Source organism: Sneathiella glossodoripedis JCM 23214 (assembly GCF_000616095.1).
Taxonomy (GTDB): domain Bacteria; phylum Pseudomonadota; class Alphaproteobacteria; order Sneathiellales; family Sneathiellaceae; genus Sneathiella; species Sneathiella glossodoripedis.
On sequence record NZ_BAMS01000002.1, the window covers coordinates 560,780 to 577,418 of the forward strand.

Genomic DNA, 16,639 nt, shown 5'->3' on the forward strand with positions numbered 1-16,639 from the left:
AAACTTTCGATCAGAGAAAAGCTCTGACTCACTGCGCAGTCGGATCATATAGCTGAATAGGAGTCGTGGGCATAACTGTAGAAATAGCATGCTTGTACACCAGTTGATCCTGCTTATCCCTGCGTAAAGTTACACAAAAATTATCAAATGCACTGATTGAGCCCTGTAACTTAACGCCGTTTACCAAAAATATGGTCACGGGAACGTTGTCTTTACGCACTTTGTTTAAGAATACGTCCTGTACGTTTAATGATTTCTCAGCGGCCATTTAACAGTCTCTTTCTTATTTTTGAAAAATTAATTCCAAACATTTCCAGCCAGATTTCAAAATAACAAATATGGCCATTTTCCCAAAAGGCAAAAGTTCCCCTCAAATAAAGTTCTCGCGTGAAAAACACAAGTTTTTTCGGGCGAAAAAATCAAAATAACCGAACTTTCCTTTAAGATATACTAATAATTGCCAATTAACCCGACATTTAAATGACTAATTGTTCATATAATCCTTGAAAACGGCTCTCAATTCATTGGAAATGCTCCCCGGTTTTCCATTTCCGATACTTTTTCCATCCACTTGCACCACCGGTTGAACATATGATGAAGAACTTGTAAGAAAAACTTCTCTCGCGTTCAGCAATTCATCAACGCTGAAGGGGCGAAGTTCCACTTTAAAGTCTTTATTTTCGAGAAGCTTTAACAGGTCCGCGCGGGTTATTCCGGATAAAATATCGTTGCTTGCAGGCCGTGTAACAAGGGTTCCATCCTGCAGAACAATCCAGGCATTGGTGGAGCTTCCCTCTGTGATAAATCCATCATCATCCACTTGAAAGGCTTCATAAGCCCCCTCTTCCACGGCTTTCTGTTTCGCCAGCACATTGGGCAGCAATGAAACTGATTTGATATCCCGCCTCGCCCAGCGAATATCCGGAACCGTGATAACGGCCACGCCTTCTTCTGCTTTGGCTTCCGCTTTTGCCAAAGATGTTCGTTTGGCTGTCATGACGAGAGACGGCACTGCATCTTTTGGAAAAGGATGATCACGTGGGGCTACGCCGCGCGTTACCTGCAGGTATATCAGACCTGTTTCAATGCCATTTTGACGAAGCAGTTCACGCATCACCAATTGCAAGGGTTTGCGTTTCATTGGCGCGTCGATCTGCAACTCATCAAGGCTACGCCACAGCCGATCCAGATGCCCCTCCTCACCAATCAGTTTATTGGCAACAATGGGAATGACTTCATAAACACCATCCGCAAACTGGTATCCCCTATCCTCGATATGGACAGCCGCTTCCTGATGAGGGACATATTGACCATTTACATATGCAATTCGTGACATTGAACACCTATTCTAACGTTTCCATAACGCAGGATTAAAAAGAGCCAGGATGGCAAAAAATTCAAGACGACCGATTACCATGGTAAAACACAGCAAGATCTTGGCGAACGCAGGCAACCCACCATAAGATGCAATACCCCCATTATGTTCGCCGCCGCCAATCATTATAAAATCAATTGCAGATCCCGCATTTGCCAGATTTGCACTCGCCAGTGCCAGTCCACCTTGCAGGCCAATGCCTGATAAAGACAGTCCAAGCGCAACGATCAGGATCGTGAATACATAAAAAGTGAAAAAAGCCCAAGTGGCAAGTAGATGGTCTTTGGTAATTTTGTCCTTGCCATATTTCAAAAGAACAACAGCACTTGGAAAACTTAAATTTCGAACCTCAACCAATACCAGCTTTACCAGTATCGCCACCCGCATCAATTTCAAGCCGCCGGAAGTGGAGCCGGTTGAGCCACCGATTGTAAGGGCAATAAATAGCAACATCAGGGTTCCGACAGGCCAATAAATATCGCCGCTTTCAGTGAGCGGGCTCATCACATAGCCGGTTGTTGTCAGAAACGACATGGCATTGAAAATACTGTAGCGAAGGGTCTGCAGGAATTCGAAATGTGTTTCTTGCGAGAGCATGACCATCAAGCCGATCACAAGTGCCAGAAACACATAGATCAGATATCGATATTCAGAGTTTTCAAAATAGGCTTTTCTATTTCCGTTAAAAAATGCCCAGTGAAGTGAAAAATTAATCGCCCCAGCAAACATGAAAATAATAAGGACGATTTCAGTCATCCTGTTTTCAAACAGTTCAAATCCGTTGTCGCTGACCAGAAAGCCCCCTGTCGACAAGGTTGAAAAGCCGTAACACAGAGCGTTAAAGGCGGACAAGCCGGAAAACCACAGCAGTACGATGCAAAGTCCCGTCAATATCGCATAGACACTTAATGTGGAGAGAACCGCGTCCCGAACACGCCGTGACAGACGTCTTCGCGTACTTTTGGCCAATGCACGACTGAGGGGACTGCCGCCGGGAATACTGATGACGGATGCCAGCATTGATACAATAATAATCAGCGCGAAACCGCCAAACCACTGAATAAGCGCCCGCCATAAAATAATTGACCGTGGCATGTCATCCAGCCCTTCCATTACAGAGGCCCCGTTTGTTGTGAAGCCCGATAGGGCTTCGAAAAAAGCATCCAGAAGGCTGGGAACAAGACCCGATAAATAGAAGGGTAGCGCGGCAAAAGCGGGAATGATCACCCAAATTACAGCGGCTATCATGAAGGTGTTACGGCGATTTAGTGCCGTTGCCTGTCCACGGCTTGCAAAGACAAGTGCGCCGCCAAAAAACAAGGTGACGATTGCGGATACGAAGAAGGCTGCGGCTATATCTATGCTCGCTCTCTCAAGGGCGAAAAGGCATGGGAGAACCATTAACGCCGAAAGCAGCGTTAATGACCAGCCGATTACTGTCATTACCGGCCCGAAAATCATGACCTAGAAAAATTCCAGACTGACAGAGAACATTTCTTCCACTTTTCGAACTGCATTGCGAAGGGCAAAGATGACGACCCGGTCATTGGGGCGGATAATGGTTCCACCGCGCGGAATGATAACCTCACCATCGCGCAAAATTGCCCCGATAATCGTACCTGTTGGGAGTTTCACATCTCTGAGCTCTTTTCCAACCAGCTTTGAGGTCTCGAGAGCTTCCCCTTCCACGACTTCGGCTGCCCCATCCTGAAATGAGTGAAGGCCTCTGATCCGGCCGCGTCTGATATGGCGCAGAATTTCCGACACTGTGGTTGCCCGAGGATCCACAACAACATCAATGCCATGGCTGGTCATTATGCCTGAAAAGACCGGATTGTTAATCAGCGTAATGGCACTTTCGCAGCCTTGCCCCTTTGCCAGCAAAGATGAAAGAATGTTCACCTCGTCATCATTTGTAAGCGCAACGAGCGTTTCAGCCCGGTTGACCTTGGCTTCTGACAGGATTTCGGGGTCAAGCGCGTCACCGGCGAGAACAATTGTATTATTCAGTTGTTCCTGCACAAATTCCGCGCGCTGCTGATTATGTTCAATGATTTTAAGAGAGACGTTTTTCATCTCGCTTTCGATCAGAACGCCAAGATGCAGACCGATATTGCCGCCCCCGACAATCACCACGCTTCTGGCTTCCTGTTCCTCGTGCCCGAAAAGTGGCATGGCGCGCGCGACATGACCAACATCGGCGCAGAAATAGACTTCATCGCCTGGAAACATCTGATCATCGCTGGAGGGAACAATCATTTTCCCGTCGCGGTAAATACCAACCACGACAATATTCAGATCGGGAAACAATTCCGTCAACTGACGCAGCGGTGTGTTCACAATCGGGCAGCTCTCATCGAGGCGAACCCCAATCACCTGCACCTTGCCATCGGCGAATGAAACCATATCAATAGCGCCGGGCACCTTCAGGCGACGGCTGATCGCATGGGCCACTTCCACTTCTGGTGAAATAATCACATCAATGGGAAGATGGTCGCGGCTATACAGGTCTGACCACATGGGGTGCAGATATTCCTGAGAGCGGATACGGGCCACTTTTTTGGGTACGTCAAACAGGGTATGGGCCACCTGACAGGCAACCATGTTGACTTCATCGCTGTAGGTTACCGCAATGATCATATCCGACTCGCCTGCCCCGGCGGCTTCAAGAATATCGGGATGGGAGGCGTGCCCTACCATACCGCGGACATCCAGCTCATCCCCGATCTTGCGGATTAGATCTACATCCTGATCAATAAGCGTGATGTCATTGCCTTCTCTGGCAAGCTGGCGAGCGATGTTGGAGCCGACCTGACCTGCACCGCAGACGATAACTTTCATTCCTGAAATCCCCTAGGTTCAAATATCAGCGTCGAACTTACTCTGCTTCTTTGGCTTTGTCATTGTTATGAATGCCGAGGGACTTCAGTTTTCTGTGCAAGGCAGAACGTTCCATCCCTACAAAAGACGCAGTTCTGGATATATTTCCGCCAAATCGATTGACCTGAGCCTCAAGATATTCTTTCTCAAATCGCTCGCGAGCCTCGCGTAATGACAGTGTCATGATTTCCGTCTGATCACTGCTACCCGCCATTACCGAGTTTGACGCACCGGCATCTGATGGGATCATATCCGCAGTAATGACACTTGTGCGATCCCCGCGATCAAGAATCATGATCTGCTCAATCACATTTTTAAGCTGTCTGACATTGCCGGGCCAGCTTGAGGCCTGCAGAGTTGCGATGGCATCCTCACCAATTTTTCGCGCGGGCAGTCCGGCACTTTTTGAGAACCGATCAATAAAATGTCGGGCGAGCGGTGCGATATCTTCGGGCCGTTCTTTCAGTGCGGGAATATGCAGAGGGACCACGCTCAGACGGTGATATAAATCTTCGCGAAAACGCCCTTTGGCCATGGCGTCTTTCAAATTCTGACTGGAAGAAGAAATTACCCGGGCATCCACTTTTACTTTATCGCTGCCGCCAACACGCTGAAAGGACTGATCCACCAGTACGCGCAGGATTTTCCCTTGAGTTTCGAGCGGCATATCAGCCACCTCATCGAGAAAAATCGTGCCGCCATGCGCCTGCTCCAACAATCCGCGTCTGGGCCCTTTTGTTGAATTCAGATGGCCATCTTCCACGCCGAAAAGCTGAATTTCCAACAACTCAGGGGCAAGTGTGGCCGCATTTAAGACCACAAAAGGCCCGTTTGAGCGCAAGGAATTGGCGTGGATCATCCGGGCAACAACCTCTTTTCCAGAGCCGGAGGGGCCGGTGATCATGATGCGCGAATTGGTTGGCGCCACCCGCATAATGGATTGTTCCAGGGTTAGCATCACATTGGAGCGGCAGACCAGTTTGGGAGAAGCCCCGTCAGATTTCAGACGGAGTTCAGCAACCTCGCGCTTTAACCTCGCAGCCTCAAGTGCTCTTTCAACAACCTGAATTAACCGATCAGCTTTAAAAGGTTTTTCGATAAAATCATAAGCGCCAATCTTGATGGTATTGACCGCTGTTTCAATATTTCCGTGACCAGAAATCATGATAACCGCAAGATCATCATGCTTTTTACGAATTTCCTGAAGGATTTCAATTCCATCAAGCTGGCTACCCCGCAGCCAGATATCCAGAATGACCAGTGACGGCCTGCGCAGTTCAATTTCAGCCAGACATTCTGTACTGTTGGCAGCCTCCCGGGTTTCGAACCCTTCATCTTCCATGATACCGGCAATCAATTCCCGAATATCTGCTTCATCGTCGACGATCAAAATGTCCGCTGACATGATTAATTCCCTGCTGCTTCTTTAAGTTCGATTTTATAAAAGGAAACCTGCACTTTGGCGCCGGGCCCATCATCGGCATCCATAAGCGCAAGCGTCCCACCATGTTCTTCCATAATCTTGTTTACAATTGCAAGCCCGAGGCCAGTCCCCTTTTCCCGGTGCGTTACATAGGGCTCCGTCAGCCGGGTCCGGTTTTCCTCGGGCAGGCCACGACCATTATCTACTATTTCTACAATCAACTGATTTTCGGTTTCGCGTATGGAAACATTGATCACACCCGGCTCCAGCTTTTCCGGATCCCCTTCGCGCCCGTGAATGGAGTCAGCTGCATTCTGCAACAGATTTGTGAAAACACGCGTTACCTGAGGGGTGTCTATCTGACAAAGACTTGCGGGCAGATTATCGTCTATCACGTAAGTAATGTCCGGATTTCCCACTTTTTGCAAAAAGACAGCTTCTTCAAGGATTGTTGACACTTGTTCGGGTCGGAATTCCGGCGCCGGCATACGGGCGAAAGCAGAAAACTCATCCACCATCTGCCCAATATCACCCACTTGCCGGATGATCGTATCCGTACATTTGTTAAAGGTTTCCATGTCACTGGTAATCTGTTTGGCATATTTGCGCTTGATCCGCTCTGCCGCAAGCTGAATTGGTGTCAGGGGGTTCTTAATTTCATGGGCGATACGCCGTGCAATATCACCCCAAGCGGCCATGCGCTGCGCAGATACCAGCTCGGTTATCTCATCAAGGGTCACCACATATCCGTCAACACCGTTACTTGAAAGCTGAGCTGCGATCCGAACAAGTAAATGATGCTGAATTTCAGTTGTCTGCAGGTGAATTTGCGATTGCGCGATCTTATAGGGGCGCTCCACTACAGACGACAGCAATTCCTGCAATTGAGGGGCAATTTCAACGAGCGACTTGCCAATCATGTCGGCTGGCTCCATGTCCAGCAGCTTACCGGCCGTCCGATTTGGCAGGGTTATGATGCCATCACGGTTCAGGCCGATCACGCCCGCAGTCACGCCCGAGAGCACTGTTTCCGTAAATCGCCGTCTATCATCAAGCTGGGAGTTTGTCGCCTCCAACTCCTCGCGCTGAGAGAGAAGTTCGCCAGTCATCCGATTGAAAGCTCGACTGAGCAAAGCCATTTCGTCATAGGCAGTGCGCTCATCCACCTTGGCCTGCAAATCACCATCACGCACCCGCTCAGCCGCATTGACCAGTCCCTCAATCGGGCTGACAAGCCGCGATGAAATGGCCAAGGCAAACCAGACGGCAGCCAAAACCACCATGACGGAAATCATGATAAAGATCACTGCAAACTGAATCTGAATACCAAAACCTTCTTCGCGCAACTGCTGATAATCACGGGTGGCTTTTCGGGTTCTTTCCATATGCTCCAGAACGCGCGGATCAATATAGCGACTGACAAATAGATACCCGTCTAGCATCCGGTCAATGCGCAACAGCGCGCGAACCCGGTCCGTGTCCTCGTTTGCCAGAATGATAACCTCGCTGCCACGTGCTTTTGCAAATAGCTCATCAGGTATCTGGTCAAACTCAACGGCAAAGCTCAGACTGGACTGGGCAATAATCCGCTTGGTGCCATCTATGACAATGGCTTCACTCAGATTTCGGGCACTTACCTGTTCTGTCAGGAACCGGCTGAAGATGTCCGGATCTTGCAGCACTCGCAGTGGAACCCGATTAATATCAGCCGCCATCCCCAGAATATCAGCCCTGATATTCTGGATATGCTCTTTAATGTAACTATCTGCAACAGCGAGACTTTCTGAAACCGCCATATTCACCGGTTCGGAGAAATGCTTCTGAAAATAGACGTTAAAGAACAGCGCCGAGAATATAGCCACCATCAAGGCTGGGGCCACTGCAATCAGCATAAACAGACGAACCACCCGGCGGTGCATATTGCTGCCGGCCTTGCCCATTTTCTGACGTCGCCACATGCGAATTAAACGCTGGGACACAATCGTAACCAGCAAAATAAGCAACACCAGATCAACAATGACAAGATAGCGCGTAATCCGTGGGTCATCCCCGGTCAGCGACCCATAGGTCGCAAGACCAGCCGCAATAGAAAGCATGGCGACCACGAACGAGCTTTTTGGCCCAAGCCCGATTTTTCGCGCCCACCGCATAGCGGTTGTACCTGTAGCTGGTTTAGCCTGAGTTGTTTGCATCACACCTCGACTTTCGCCGATGGACATCGCAAAGCGAAAATATAAGTAATTTTCAGTCCCCGTTCACGATCATAGGTCAAAAACACCACATTTGTGGCATTTAAGCATCACTTTATGCCGCGAACAACCTGAATATCAAGCTCTCTTATCTTTTTGCGCAAAGTATTTCGGTTCAGCCCCAACAATTCGGCTGTTCTGATCTGATTACCATTGGTAGCGTCCAATGACAGCGTGATCAGCGGACGTTCCATTTCGCGCAATACCCGTTCATATAATCCCGGTGGCGGCAAACTACCCGGATGGGCGGCAAAATATTTAGCTATGTGACGCTCAATCGCATCTGACAGACTTTCATCATTGGGCACTGCGTCTGGAGTTGGGGTATTGGCAATGGGCTGCAGTTCCATTGCAACAACCTTGGCATCGATCACTTCTTCGGAATACAGAGCAACCAATCGCTGAACCAGATTTTCAAGTTCACGCACATTGCCCGGCCATTTGTGCTTTTTAAGAAGTTCCAACGCATCTTTATCAATGCTTTTGACAGGATGTTCCTGCCCTTCCTGCGCCAGTGCCAGAAAATGCCGGACCAGATCTGGAACATCTTCGGTTCTCTCACGTAAGGAGGAAGCCTCAATGGCACCACATTCAGACGGTAAAACAAATCTTCGCGAAAGAGGCCCTGGCGGACGAACTGGCGTAAATCCCGGTTGGTTGCAGCAATAATGCGAACATCGGTTTTCATAGCGGTCCTGCCCCCTACAGTCGTATATTCCCCTTGCTGCAGCACCCGAAGCAGGCGCGTCTGGGCCTCAAGTGGCATATCACCGATTTCGTCCAGAAACAGGGTACCGCCCTGCGCCTGTTCAAAACGTCCGACAGCACGACTATCAGCCCCCGTGAAGGCCCCCTTTTCATGCCCGAACAATTCAGATTCAATGAGTTCTTTGGGTATGGCCGCCATGTTAATAGGTACAAAGGGGCCATTTTTGCGTTTGCCATATTCGTGCAAGGCCCGTGCAACCAGCTCTTTACCCGTGCCACTTTCGCCCGTGATCATGACAGTAAGGTCCGTTCCCATCAGGCGGGCAAGTACCCGATAAATTTCCTGCATGGCAGGAGAGCGACCAATGAGCGGAATTTTCGTATCTTCGTCTTCATCCGCATCGAAACCCGGCGACCTCACCTTCTTTGGCTTTGAAAGTGCCCTTTCAACAACCTGAAGTAACTCCTTCAAATCAAAGGGTTTTGGCAGATAATCATAAGCACCGCGCTCCGTTGCCTTTATCGCCGTCAAGAGTGTGTTTTGCGCACTCATTACTATAACCGGCAATTCGGGGCGTACCTTCTTGAGCCTTGGTAACAGATCGAGGCCATTCTCATCGGGCATTACGACATCTGTCAGTACAAGATCACCTGAACCTTCCAACACCCAATTATATAGAGTTGCCGCGTTACCTGTTGATCTTACTGTATAATTTGCCCGGCCGAGAGCCTGATCCAATACGGTACGAATACCCTGATCGTCATCTGCAACCAATATTGTTCCAACCATTAGCTCTCTTCTTTCAACTTGCGTACATGATAAATCGGCAGACGAATTAGAAAGTGACCGCCCGTACCGGAATTGTCATATTCAACAATCCCTCCGTGATCCCCGACGATTTTCGCAACCAAAGCCAGACCAAGGCCACTTCCGCCGGTTTTGGTGGTAACGAAAGGATCAAAAATATGTGGCAAAAGCTCCTCGGATATGCCGGGACCGTTATCCTTGACCCCAACTTCCAAAGGTAACTGCACGCGATCCTGATTTCCCGGAACTGCCAAGCGCACCCCCGGCCGGTAGGCTGTTGTCAGCGTAACTTCCCCGCCATCTTCGGGGACAGATTCACAGGCATTCTTGACAAGATTGAGCAGCACCTGAACCAACTGATCCCGATTTCCATAAACAAAAGGAAGTGAGGGATCATATTGCTCGGAAAATTTCACCTTTTTGCCAAAACCATTGCGGGCCAGAAGCCGAACATGTTCGAGCACCTCGTGAATATTGACGGCTTCTCTTTCGATTGGACGGTCATCAGAAAAAGCCTCCATTCGATCGACAATAGCGCAAATCCGGTCCGTTTCATCGCAGATCAAGCGGGTTAACGCCCGGTCTGCATCATCTGCATTCATTTCAAGGAGTTGCGCCGACCCACGAATGCCGGAAAGCGGGTTTTTCACTTCATGTGCCAGCATGGCTGCCATAGCAGTAACCGATCTGGCTGCGCCGCGATGAGTGAGCTGGCGATCCATTTTAGAAGCCATCGTCCGTTCTTCAATCTGAACAACAACCTTGCTGTCATTGAACAACGAGGAAACCTGGATATTCACATTTCGCACACCCGTTTTTGGCGTTCCCAAATCAACACCATATTCAGACACACGATCACCCGTTTCACGGACCTGTTCAATCAACGACAGCAACGGGCTACCAAAAGGCACAAGCTGATCAATCGTTGTCTTTCTAAGCATATTGATGGAGGAGCTGAAAAATTCCTCTCCCGCGGGATTTGCGTAAGGAATATAGCCTCTGGCATCCACAACAATGATGGGATCAGGCAGGACCATCAGGATCGAAAAGGCATTAACGTCGGAGTTTTCATCCAATGCTGCTTCTGAAACACCTACCCTCATATCAGGCCACTTCTCCTTCAGTTTCGAGCCGGGTATAAAAGGCTGATATTTCCTCCATAACCTGACGATAATCTTCCATCCTGATTACTTTAGAGCGGAAATCCGAACCTCCGGGCAAACGCTCTGAATACCAGGTGAGATGTTTACGAGCGATCCGCGGTCCAGCAACCTCACCATACAGGTCAATAAGTCCTTGATAATGTTCCAGCACGATTTTCATCTGCGCCGCATAATCCGGATCCGGCACATACTCACCACTGTCAAGATACTGCGCCACCTGAGAGACAAACCAGGGCCGACCATAAGCGCCCCGCCCTACCATCACACCATCGGCGCCAGATGCTTCAAGCGCCGTACCGGCATCCTCAACCGTCTGAATATCGCCATTAGCAATGACAGGAATGGAAACAGCTTCCTTCACGTTGCGAATAAATTGCCAATCGGCCCGTCCTTTGAAGAACTGGCAACGTGTTCGACCGTGAACGGTCAACATTTTAATTCCCACATCTTCGGCAATTTTCGCAAGTTCCGGCGCATTGCGGCTTTCATCATCCCATCCGGTCCGCATTTTGAGCGTCACAGGAATGGAGACCGCGTTTACTGTCGCTTCCAGAATTTTCGCTGCATGGGACAGATCCCTCATCAAAGACGAGCCTGCCATACCGGAGGTCACCTTTTTCACCGGGCAGCCCATATTGATGTCAATGATCCGGGCACCAAGTTCTTCGTTGAGCCGAGCAGCTTCCGCCATGATATTTGGCTCACATCCGGCGAGCTGAACCGCCATCAACTGGTTATCCTGCTCATCCGTTTTGACAATGCGCATTGATCGGCGTGTTTCCTGCACCATGGATTTGCTGGCGACCATTTCCGAAAAAACCAGCCCGGCACCAAATCGTTTAACAATCCTGCGGAAAGGCAAATCGGTAATGCCGGCCATGGGAGCCAGCAATACAGGCATTTGCAGAGTTGTGTCGCCGATACGAATGGTCATTATTTGTGCAAAATCATTTTTGACTAACTTTTGTGCAGTTTATCCAGATTTTTGTTGCAGTGCAACCAATTCTTGTCAGACACATCATTTTTATTGAACCGAGCAGCATGGCCTCGTAATGTCTCGCCATGACTTCAATAGCCCTAATTGTCGCCGCGGGAAGCGGCAGCCGGAGCGGTCTTAGCTATCCCAAACAATATTTAAAGATGGGATCACAAACCGTACTGGAAAAATCAGTCCGCGCATTTCTGGAACATCCTGAAATCGCGCAGGTGCAGGTCGTTATCGCGCCTGCGGATCAGGATTTATACGAGCAATGCGTAGGCCATCTGGATCTACCGGCGCCGATAATGGGCGGAAGTTCGCGTCAGGAAAGTGTTTTAAATGGATTGCTCGCCCTGCAGGATCATCCACCCACAAACATTCTGATCCATGACGCAGCCCGCCCGTTTGTGGATGCCAAGCTGATTTCCAGATGCCTTGAAGGCCTTGAAAAGTCACCTGTGGTGCTACCAGCTATGGCAGTGAATGATACCGTCAAGACAATTGATGGAGAACAGGTGACGGGCACGATTGACCGAAACAAACTTGTCTTTGCTCAAACGCCTCAATGTTTTCGATATGCTGATATCTTAAAAGCCCATCAAACCTACAAGGGCCAGTTGGTCACGGATGACATTGCACTCGCAGAATTGGCAGGCATTGAGGTCACTTGGTTGAAGGAGCCAAAAAGAACATGAAAATCACAACCGCAGAGGATGTTGATCGCGTGACCCATGATTATTTAACGGATATTCGCACCGGCTTTGGGTATGACGTGCATGTTTTTGACGAAAACAGCGAGTTATGGCTGGGCGGAATAAAAATTCCCCATAAAAAAGGCCTGAAGGGACATTCAGATGCAGATGTTGCACTTCACGCCCTTACGGATGCAATCCTTGGCGCTATTGGCGAAGGAGACATCGGCACCCATTTCCCGCCTTCGGATTCCAGATGGAAGGGTGCCCGATCAGATCAGTTCCTGCGACATGCAAATGAATTGGTAAAACAGCGGGGAGGCATAATTGGTAATGTGGACCTGACAATTATTTGTGAGGCACCAAAAATTTCCCCTCATCGCGAAGAGATGAAGACCCGGATTTCCCAAATTCTGGGGATTGAAGTGGACCGTGTGTCCGTCAAGGGAACGACCACAGAAAAGCTGGGTTTCACAGGTAGAGAAGAAGGAATTGCGGCCAAAGCCGTCGCAACGGTCAGATTACCGATATGACAATACCTTCAAAAGACTTATCCAAATTACATCCGGCGGTGATCTTCTGCACATGGTTCTGGTCTGGATTATCTCCCAAAGCGCCGGGTACTATGGGATCCCTCGCGGCGCTTCCCTTTGGGTATCTGATTATGGAACTGGGAGGACAATTGCTGTTATTGCAGGCGATTGTCCTTGTTTTCGTTCTAGGGATCTGGTCAACCCATGTTTACGTGACAAAAACCGGACGACAGGATCCGGGTGAAGTTGTAATTGATGAGGTTGCCGGACAATGGCTTCCCCTGCTGATCGCAGGAGCGAACCCGATTTATTATATACTGGCGTTTCTGCTGTTTCGAGTTTTTGACATTTTAAAGCCATGGCCCATAAGCTGGATGGATAAAAATATAAAAGGCGCATTAGGTGTCATGGCAGATGATATATTGGCCGGGCTTTTCGCACTGGGCGCGCTGCGCGTTATTATAGAGGTAATGACATGAGCATTCTTCCCAAAGAAATCAATGAACTGGCGACGTCTGTCATCGTCCGGGCCAAAGAGGCAGGATATTTTATCGCGACCGCAGAAAGCTGTACTGGCGGACTTATCGGCGGTGCCTTAACTGATGTTGCCGGATCGTCTGCGGTTGTGGACAGAGGGTTCATTACCTACACGAACAAAGCCAAAATGCAGGTATTAGGCGTAAGTGCGGACACCTTAAGAGAGGTCGGGGCCGTTGCCGAGCAGACGGCTAAAGAAATGGCATTGGGAGCAATCCGCCACTCAGCTGCGCATCTGGCAATTGCCGTAACCGGTATTGCCGGCCCCGGTGGCAGTGACTATAAACCCGCTGGCCGGGTTCATCTGGCAATTGCCGGACGCGATGGGGTCATAGAACACCGACAAATGGATTACGGCGATATCGGCCGGGATTATGTAAGGATTGAAACCATTAAAACAGCGCTCGAGATGCTACTTGAGGCGTGCCCATCCTAATTTGCGGGATCACCGTATAAATCGTGTGCGCGTTGTTCGAAAGCGGCGATCATACGCTGGACCGCTTCATTGAACAGAAGCCCTATGGTTTTTTGCAAAATTGCTGATTTAAATTCAAAATCCACGTAGAAATCGATCTCGCACCCATCCGGATGCTCCATAAATATCCAGTGGTTATTCAGATATTTAAAAGGCCCGTCCATGTATTCAACATCAATTCGCGGCTGCTCCGGGCTTAAAGTCACCCGGGATGTAAACCGTTCACGGAACATTTTATATCCGATCACCAGATCAGCCAGAACGCGAGTTTCCGTCTTTTCCTTTATTCTGGCACCGACGCACCAGGGAAGGAATTCAGGATAGGAGCCCACATCGGCAACAAGATCATAAAGCTGTCGCGGTGTGAACGGCAGTATTCGTTGCTCTGCATGTGTTGGCATAACGGCGAAAACCTAACTCATTACTGTTGTTTGGCCTGTAATTTTTCACGTGCAGCTTTAAGGCGGGCGAAATCCTCCCCAGCGTGATGGCTGGAGCGGGTCAAAGGTGAGGACGACACCATTAGGAACCCTTTGTTATAAGCCTGCCGCTCGTAAGCATTAAACTCTTCAGGAGTTACAAAGCGATCGATCGCGTGATGCTTGACGGTCGGTTGCAAATATTGCCCAATGGTCAGAAAATCGATGTCAGCGCAGCGCATGTCATCCATCACTTGCGCAACTTCGTCTTTATTTTCACCAAGCCCGACCATAATGCCCGACTTGGTGAAAATCGTTGGATCTATCTCCTTTACCCGCTGCAACAGGCGCAGGGAGTGGTAATACCGGGCACCGGGACGCACGGTTGTATACAGCTTGGGAACCGTTTCCAGATTGTGGTTGAACACATCAGGCTTAGCCGCCACAACAATTTCAAGAGCGCCGTCCTTCTTCAAAAAGTCCGGTGTGAGGATTTCAATTGTGGTTTCAGGAGTTGCTTCGCGTATGGCCTGAATAACTTCAGCGAAATGCCGGGCACCCCCATCATCCAGATCATCCCTGTCTACTGAGGTGATCACCACATGATTAAGCCCCATGGTTTTCACGGCTGTCGCGACATTAAATGGCTCGAACGGGTCAAGCGCATTGGGTTTCCCTGTGGATACGTTACAAAACGCACAGGCTCGCGTACAGATTTCGCCCATGATCATCATGGTGGCGTGCTTTTTGGACCAGCATTCACCAATATTTGGACAGGAAGCTTCCTCGCAGACAGTTGTCAGGTTCAGCCCACGCATTAACTCCTTCGTCTCATTATATGTTTTTGAGACAGGTGCCTTTACCCTGATCCAGGAGGGTTTGCGCTGGATCGGGTTATCCGGACGGTTCCGCTTTTCAGGATGGCGAATCCGCGGAGTATTTTGGACGGCATCAGACATGGGCTCTCACTAACCTAGATACTATAGATCTACAAATGGATCATTTTACCATAAGCATCAAGAACTGATTCATGCATCATTTCCGAAAGAGTTGGATGCGGAAAGACGGTGTGCATCAATTCGACCTCAGTTGTCTCAAGGGTTTTAGCAATGCCATAGCCTTGAATCAACTCTGTAACTTCAGTGCCGATCATGTGGGCACCAATTAATTCTCCGGTTTTGGCATCGAAAATCGTCTTGATCAGCCCTTCGGGCTCCCCAAGAGCGATTGCCTTGCCATTTCCAACAAAGGAAAAACGGCCAACCTTGATGTCCCTGCCCGCCTCTTTCGCCTTTTCTTCGGTCAGGCCAACGGAAGCCACCTGCGGATGACAGTAGGTACAGCCGGGAATATTTTCCACCTTGAGCGGATGGACGTCCTTTTCTCCGGCAATTTTTTCAACACAAATTATAGCCTCGTGCGAAGCTTTATGTGCCAGCCAGGGCGGACCGGTCAGATCACCGATAGCGTAGACGCCCGGCTCTGCTGTGCGGGAAAACTCATCAACCTCGATATGGGTGCGATCAACTTTGATCCGCGTTCCCTCCAAGCCGATATTTTCCACATTACCAACGATACCGACAGCCGTAATCACGCGATCGAAACTGTCAGTTGTGACCTTGTCTTTCTTATCTTTGAAGGTAGCTGTGATTTCTTTTGCCGATTTTTTCAGCTCGCTGACGGTCGTTCCTTTGAGGATTTTCATTCCCTGTTTTTTAAAGGACTTTTCGGCAAATGCGGAAATATCAGCATCCTCAACCGGCAAAATGCGATCCATCACCTCAACTACCGTGACATCGCTGCCAAGCGCGTTAAAGAAACTGGCAAATTCAATTCCTATAGCGCCGGAGCCGACAACCAGAAGCTTCTTTGGCAGAGTATCAGGAACCAATGCTTCCTTGTACGACCAGATGAACTTGCCATCCGGCTCCATTCCCGGCAGATGACGGGCACGGGCGCCCGTTGCCAGAATGATATGCTTGGCTGAAATCACCGACTTTTTGCTCTATCGTCAACTTCAACCTTACCTTTACCGGCAAGCTTTCCATGTCCATTGATAACGGTTACTTTATTCTTTTTCAGCAGTCCCGACACGCCGCCTGAAAGCTGCGCGGCAACCTGTCTGGATCTTTTGACAGTTGCCTCAAGATCAACAGAGGAGCCATCCACCTTGATCCCAAATCCGGCAGCATGCTGAATATTGCGGTAAATGTCAGCCGTTCGCAGCAAGGCTTTGGTTGGAATACAGCCCCAGTTCAGACAGATACCTCCCAAATGCTCTCTCTCGACAACAGCCGTTTTCAACCCCAGTTGAGCCGCGCGGATTGCCCCAACATAGCCACCCGGTCCGGAGCCAATCACGACAAGATCAAATTCGCTATCACTCATGAACTTCCCT

At 49.4% G+C, this 16,639-nt stretch carries 14 protein-coding genes and 2 pseudogenes; 4 read left to right on the plus strand and 12 right to left on the minus strand.

The window, feature by feature from the left end:
• Positions 1–28 precede the first annotated feature (28 nt).
• From hfq to dusB, 9 genes and pseudogenes are all read right to left on the minus strand, one after another.
• Positions 29–268, minus strand: a complete 240-nt coding sequence (gene hfq, locus JCM23214_RS10845) for an RNA chaperone Hfq (protein ID WP_025898967.1) — start codon at positions 266–268, stop codon at positions 29–31.
• 216 nt (positions 269–484) lie between these two features.
• The gene (dat, locus tag JCM23214_RS20315) at positions 485–1,336 is read right to left on the minus strand and encodes a D-amino-acid transaminase (protein ID WP_037493247.1); all 852 of its coding nucleotides are present in this window, start codon (positions 1,334–1,336) and stop codon (positions 485–487) included.
• 12 nt (positions 1,337–1,348) lie between these two features.
• Positions 1,349–2,818, minus strand: coding sequence for a TrkH family potassium uptake protein (locus tag JCM23214_RS10860; protein WP_159104342.1), 1,470 nt, complete (start codon positions 2,816–2,818; stop codon positions 1,349–1,351).
• A gap of 21 nt (positions 2,819–2,839) precedes the next feature.
• A complete protein-coding gene (gene trkA / locus JCM23214_RS10865) occupies positions 2,840–4,216 on the minus strand; it encodes a Trk system potassium transporter TrkA (protein ID WP_025898969.1) in 1,377 nt (458 codons plus the stop codon).
• A 37-nt stretch (positions 4,217–4,253) separates the two neighbouring features.
• On the minus strand, positions 4,254–5,660 hold the full coding sequence (ntrX, locus tag JCM23214_RS10870; protein ID WP_025898970.1) for a nitrogen assimilation response regulator NtrX: 1,407 nt from the start codon (positions 5,658–5,660) through the stop codon (positions 4,254–4,256).
• A 2-nt stretch (positions 5,661–5,662) separates the two neighbouring features.
• Positions 5,663–7,870, minus strand: a complete 2,208-nt coding sequence (locus JCM23214_RS10875; RefSeq protein WP_159104343.1) for a sensor histidine kinase NtrY-like — start codon at positions 7,868–7,870, stop codon at positions 5,663–5,665.
• Between the two features lie 107 nt (positions 7,871–7,977).
• Positions 7,978–9,425 (minus strand): annotated as a pseudogene (gene ntrC, locus JCM23214_RS20320) (nitrogen regulation protein NR(I)).
• Positions 9,425–10,546 carry a two-component system sensor histidine kinase NtrB gene (locus JCM23214_RS10885; protein WP_025898972.1) on the minus strand — a complete coding sequence of 374 codons (1,122 nt, stop codon included), beginning with the start codon at positions 10,544–10,546 and terminating at the stop codon, positions 9,425–9,427. The pseudogene ntrC and the gene JCM23214_RS10885 overlap by 1 nt, the downstream one beginning before the upstream one ends.
• 1 nt (position 10,547) lies before the next feature.
• Complete coding sequence (dusB, locus tag JCM23214_RS10890; protein ID WP_025898973.1) at positions 10,548–11,540, minus strand: tRNA dihydrouridine synthase DusB; 993 nt, start codon at positions 11,538–11,540, stop codon at positions 10,548–10,550.
• Between the two features lie 128 nt (positions 11,541–11,668).
• On the opposite strand from dusB, the gene ispD reads away from it, so the two are divergent.
• From ispD to JCM23214_RS10905, 4 genes are read left to right on the plus strand one after another with little or no spacing between them, the layout of a single operon-like run.
• The gene (gene ispD / locus JCM23214_RS24505; RefSeq protein WP_199899514.1) at positions 11,669–12,280 is read left to right on the plus strand and encodes a 2-C-methyl-D-erythritol 4-phosphate cytidylyltransferase; all 612 of its coding nucleotides are present in this window, start codon (positions 11,669–11,671) and stop codon (positions 12,278–12,280) included.
• Positions 12,277–12,810, plus strand: coding sequence for a 2-C-methyl-D-erythritol 2,4-cyclodiphosphate synthase (gene ispF / locus JCM23214_RS24510; RefSeq protein ID WP_199899515.1), 534 nt, complete (start codon positions 12,277–12,279; stop codon positions 12,808–12,810). Before ispD ends, ispF begins: the two co-directional genes overlap by 4 nt.
• A complete protein-coding gene (locus JCM23214_RS10900; protein ID WP_025898974.1) occupies positions 12,807–13,289 on the plus strand; it encodes a phosphatidylglycerophosphatase A family protein in 483 nt (160 codons plus the stop codon). Before ispF ends, JCM23214_RS10900 begins: the two co-directional genes overlap by 4 nt.
• Positions 13,286–13,783, plus strand: coding sequence for a CinA family protein (locus JCM23214_RS10905; RefSeq protein ID WP_025898975.1), 498 nt, complete (start codon positions 13,286–13,288; stop codon positions 13,781–13,783). Before JCM23214_RS10900 ends, JCM23214_RS10905 begins: the two co-directional genes overlap by 4 nt.
• On the opposite strand, the gene JCM23214_RS10910 is transcribed toward JCM23214_RS10905, so the two are convergent.
• From JCM23214_RS10910 to lpdA, 3 genes and pseudogenes are all read right to left on the minus strand, one after another.
• Entirely contained in the window at positions 13,780–14,223 is a 444-nt protein-coding gene (locus JCM23214_RS10910) for a type II toxin-antitoxin system RatA family toxin (RefSeq protein WP_025898976.1), read from the minus strand. The two genes, JCM23214_RS10905 and JCM23214_RS10910, sit on opposite strands and share 4 nt — an antisense overlap.
• Before the next feature lie 20 nt (positions 14,224–14,243).
• The gene (gene lipA / locus JCM23214_RS10915) at positions 14,244–15,200 is read right to left on the minus strand and encodes a lipoyl synthase (RefSeq protein ID WP_025898977.1); all 957 of its coding nucleotides are present in this window, start codon (positions 15,198–15,200) and stop codon (positions 14,244–14,246) included.
• A gap of 29 nt (positions 15,201–15,229) precedes the next feature.
• Positions 15,230–16,629, minus strand: a pseudogene (lpdA, locus tag JCM23214_RS25990) (dihydrolipoyl dehydrogenase).
• Positions 16,630–16,639 lie beyond the last annotated feature (10 nt).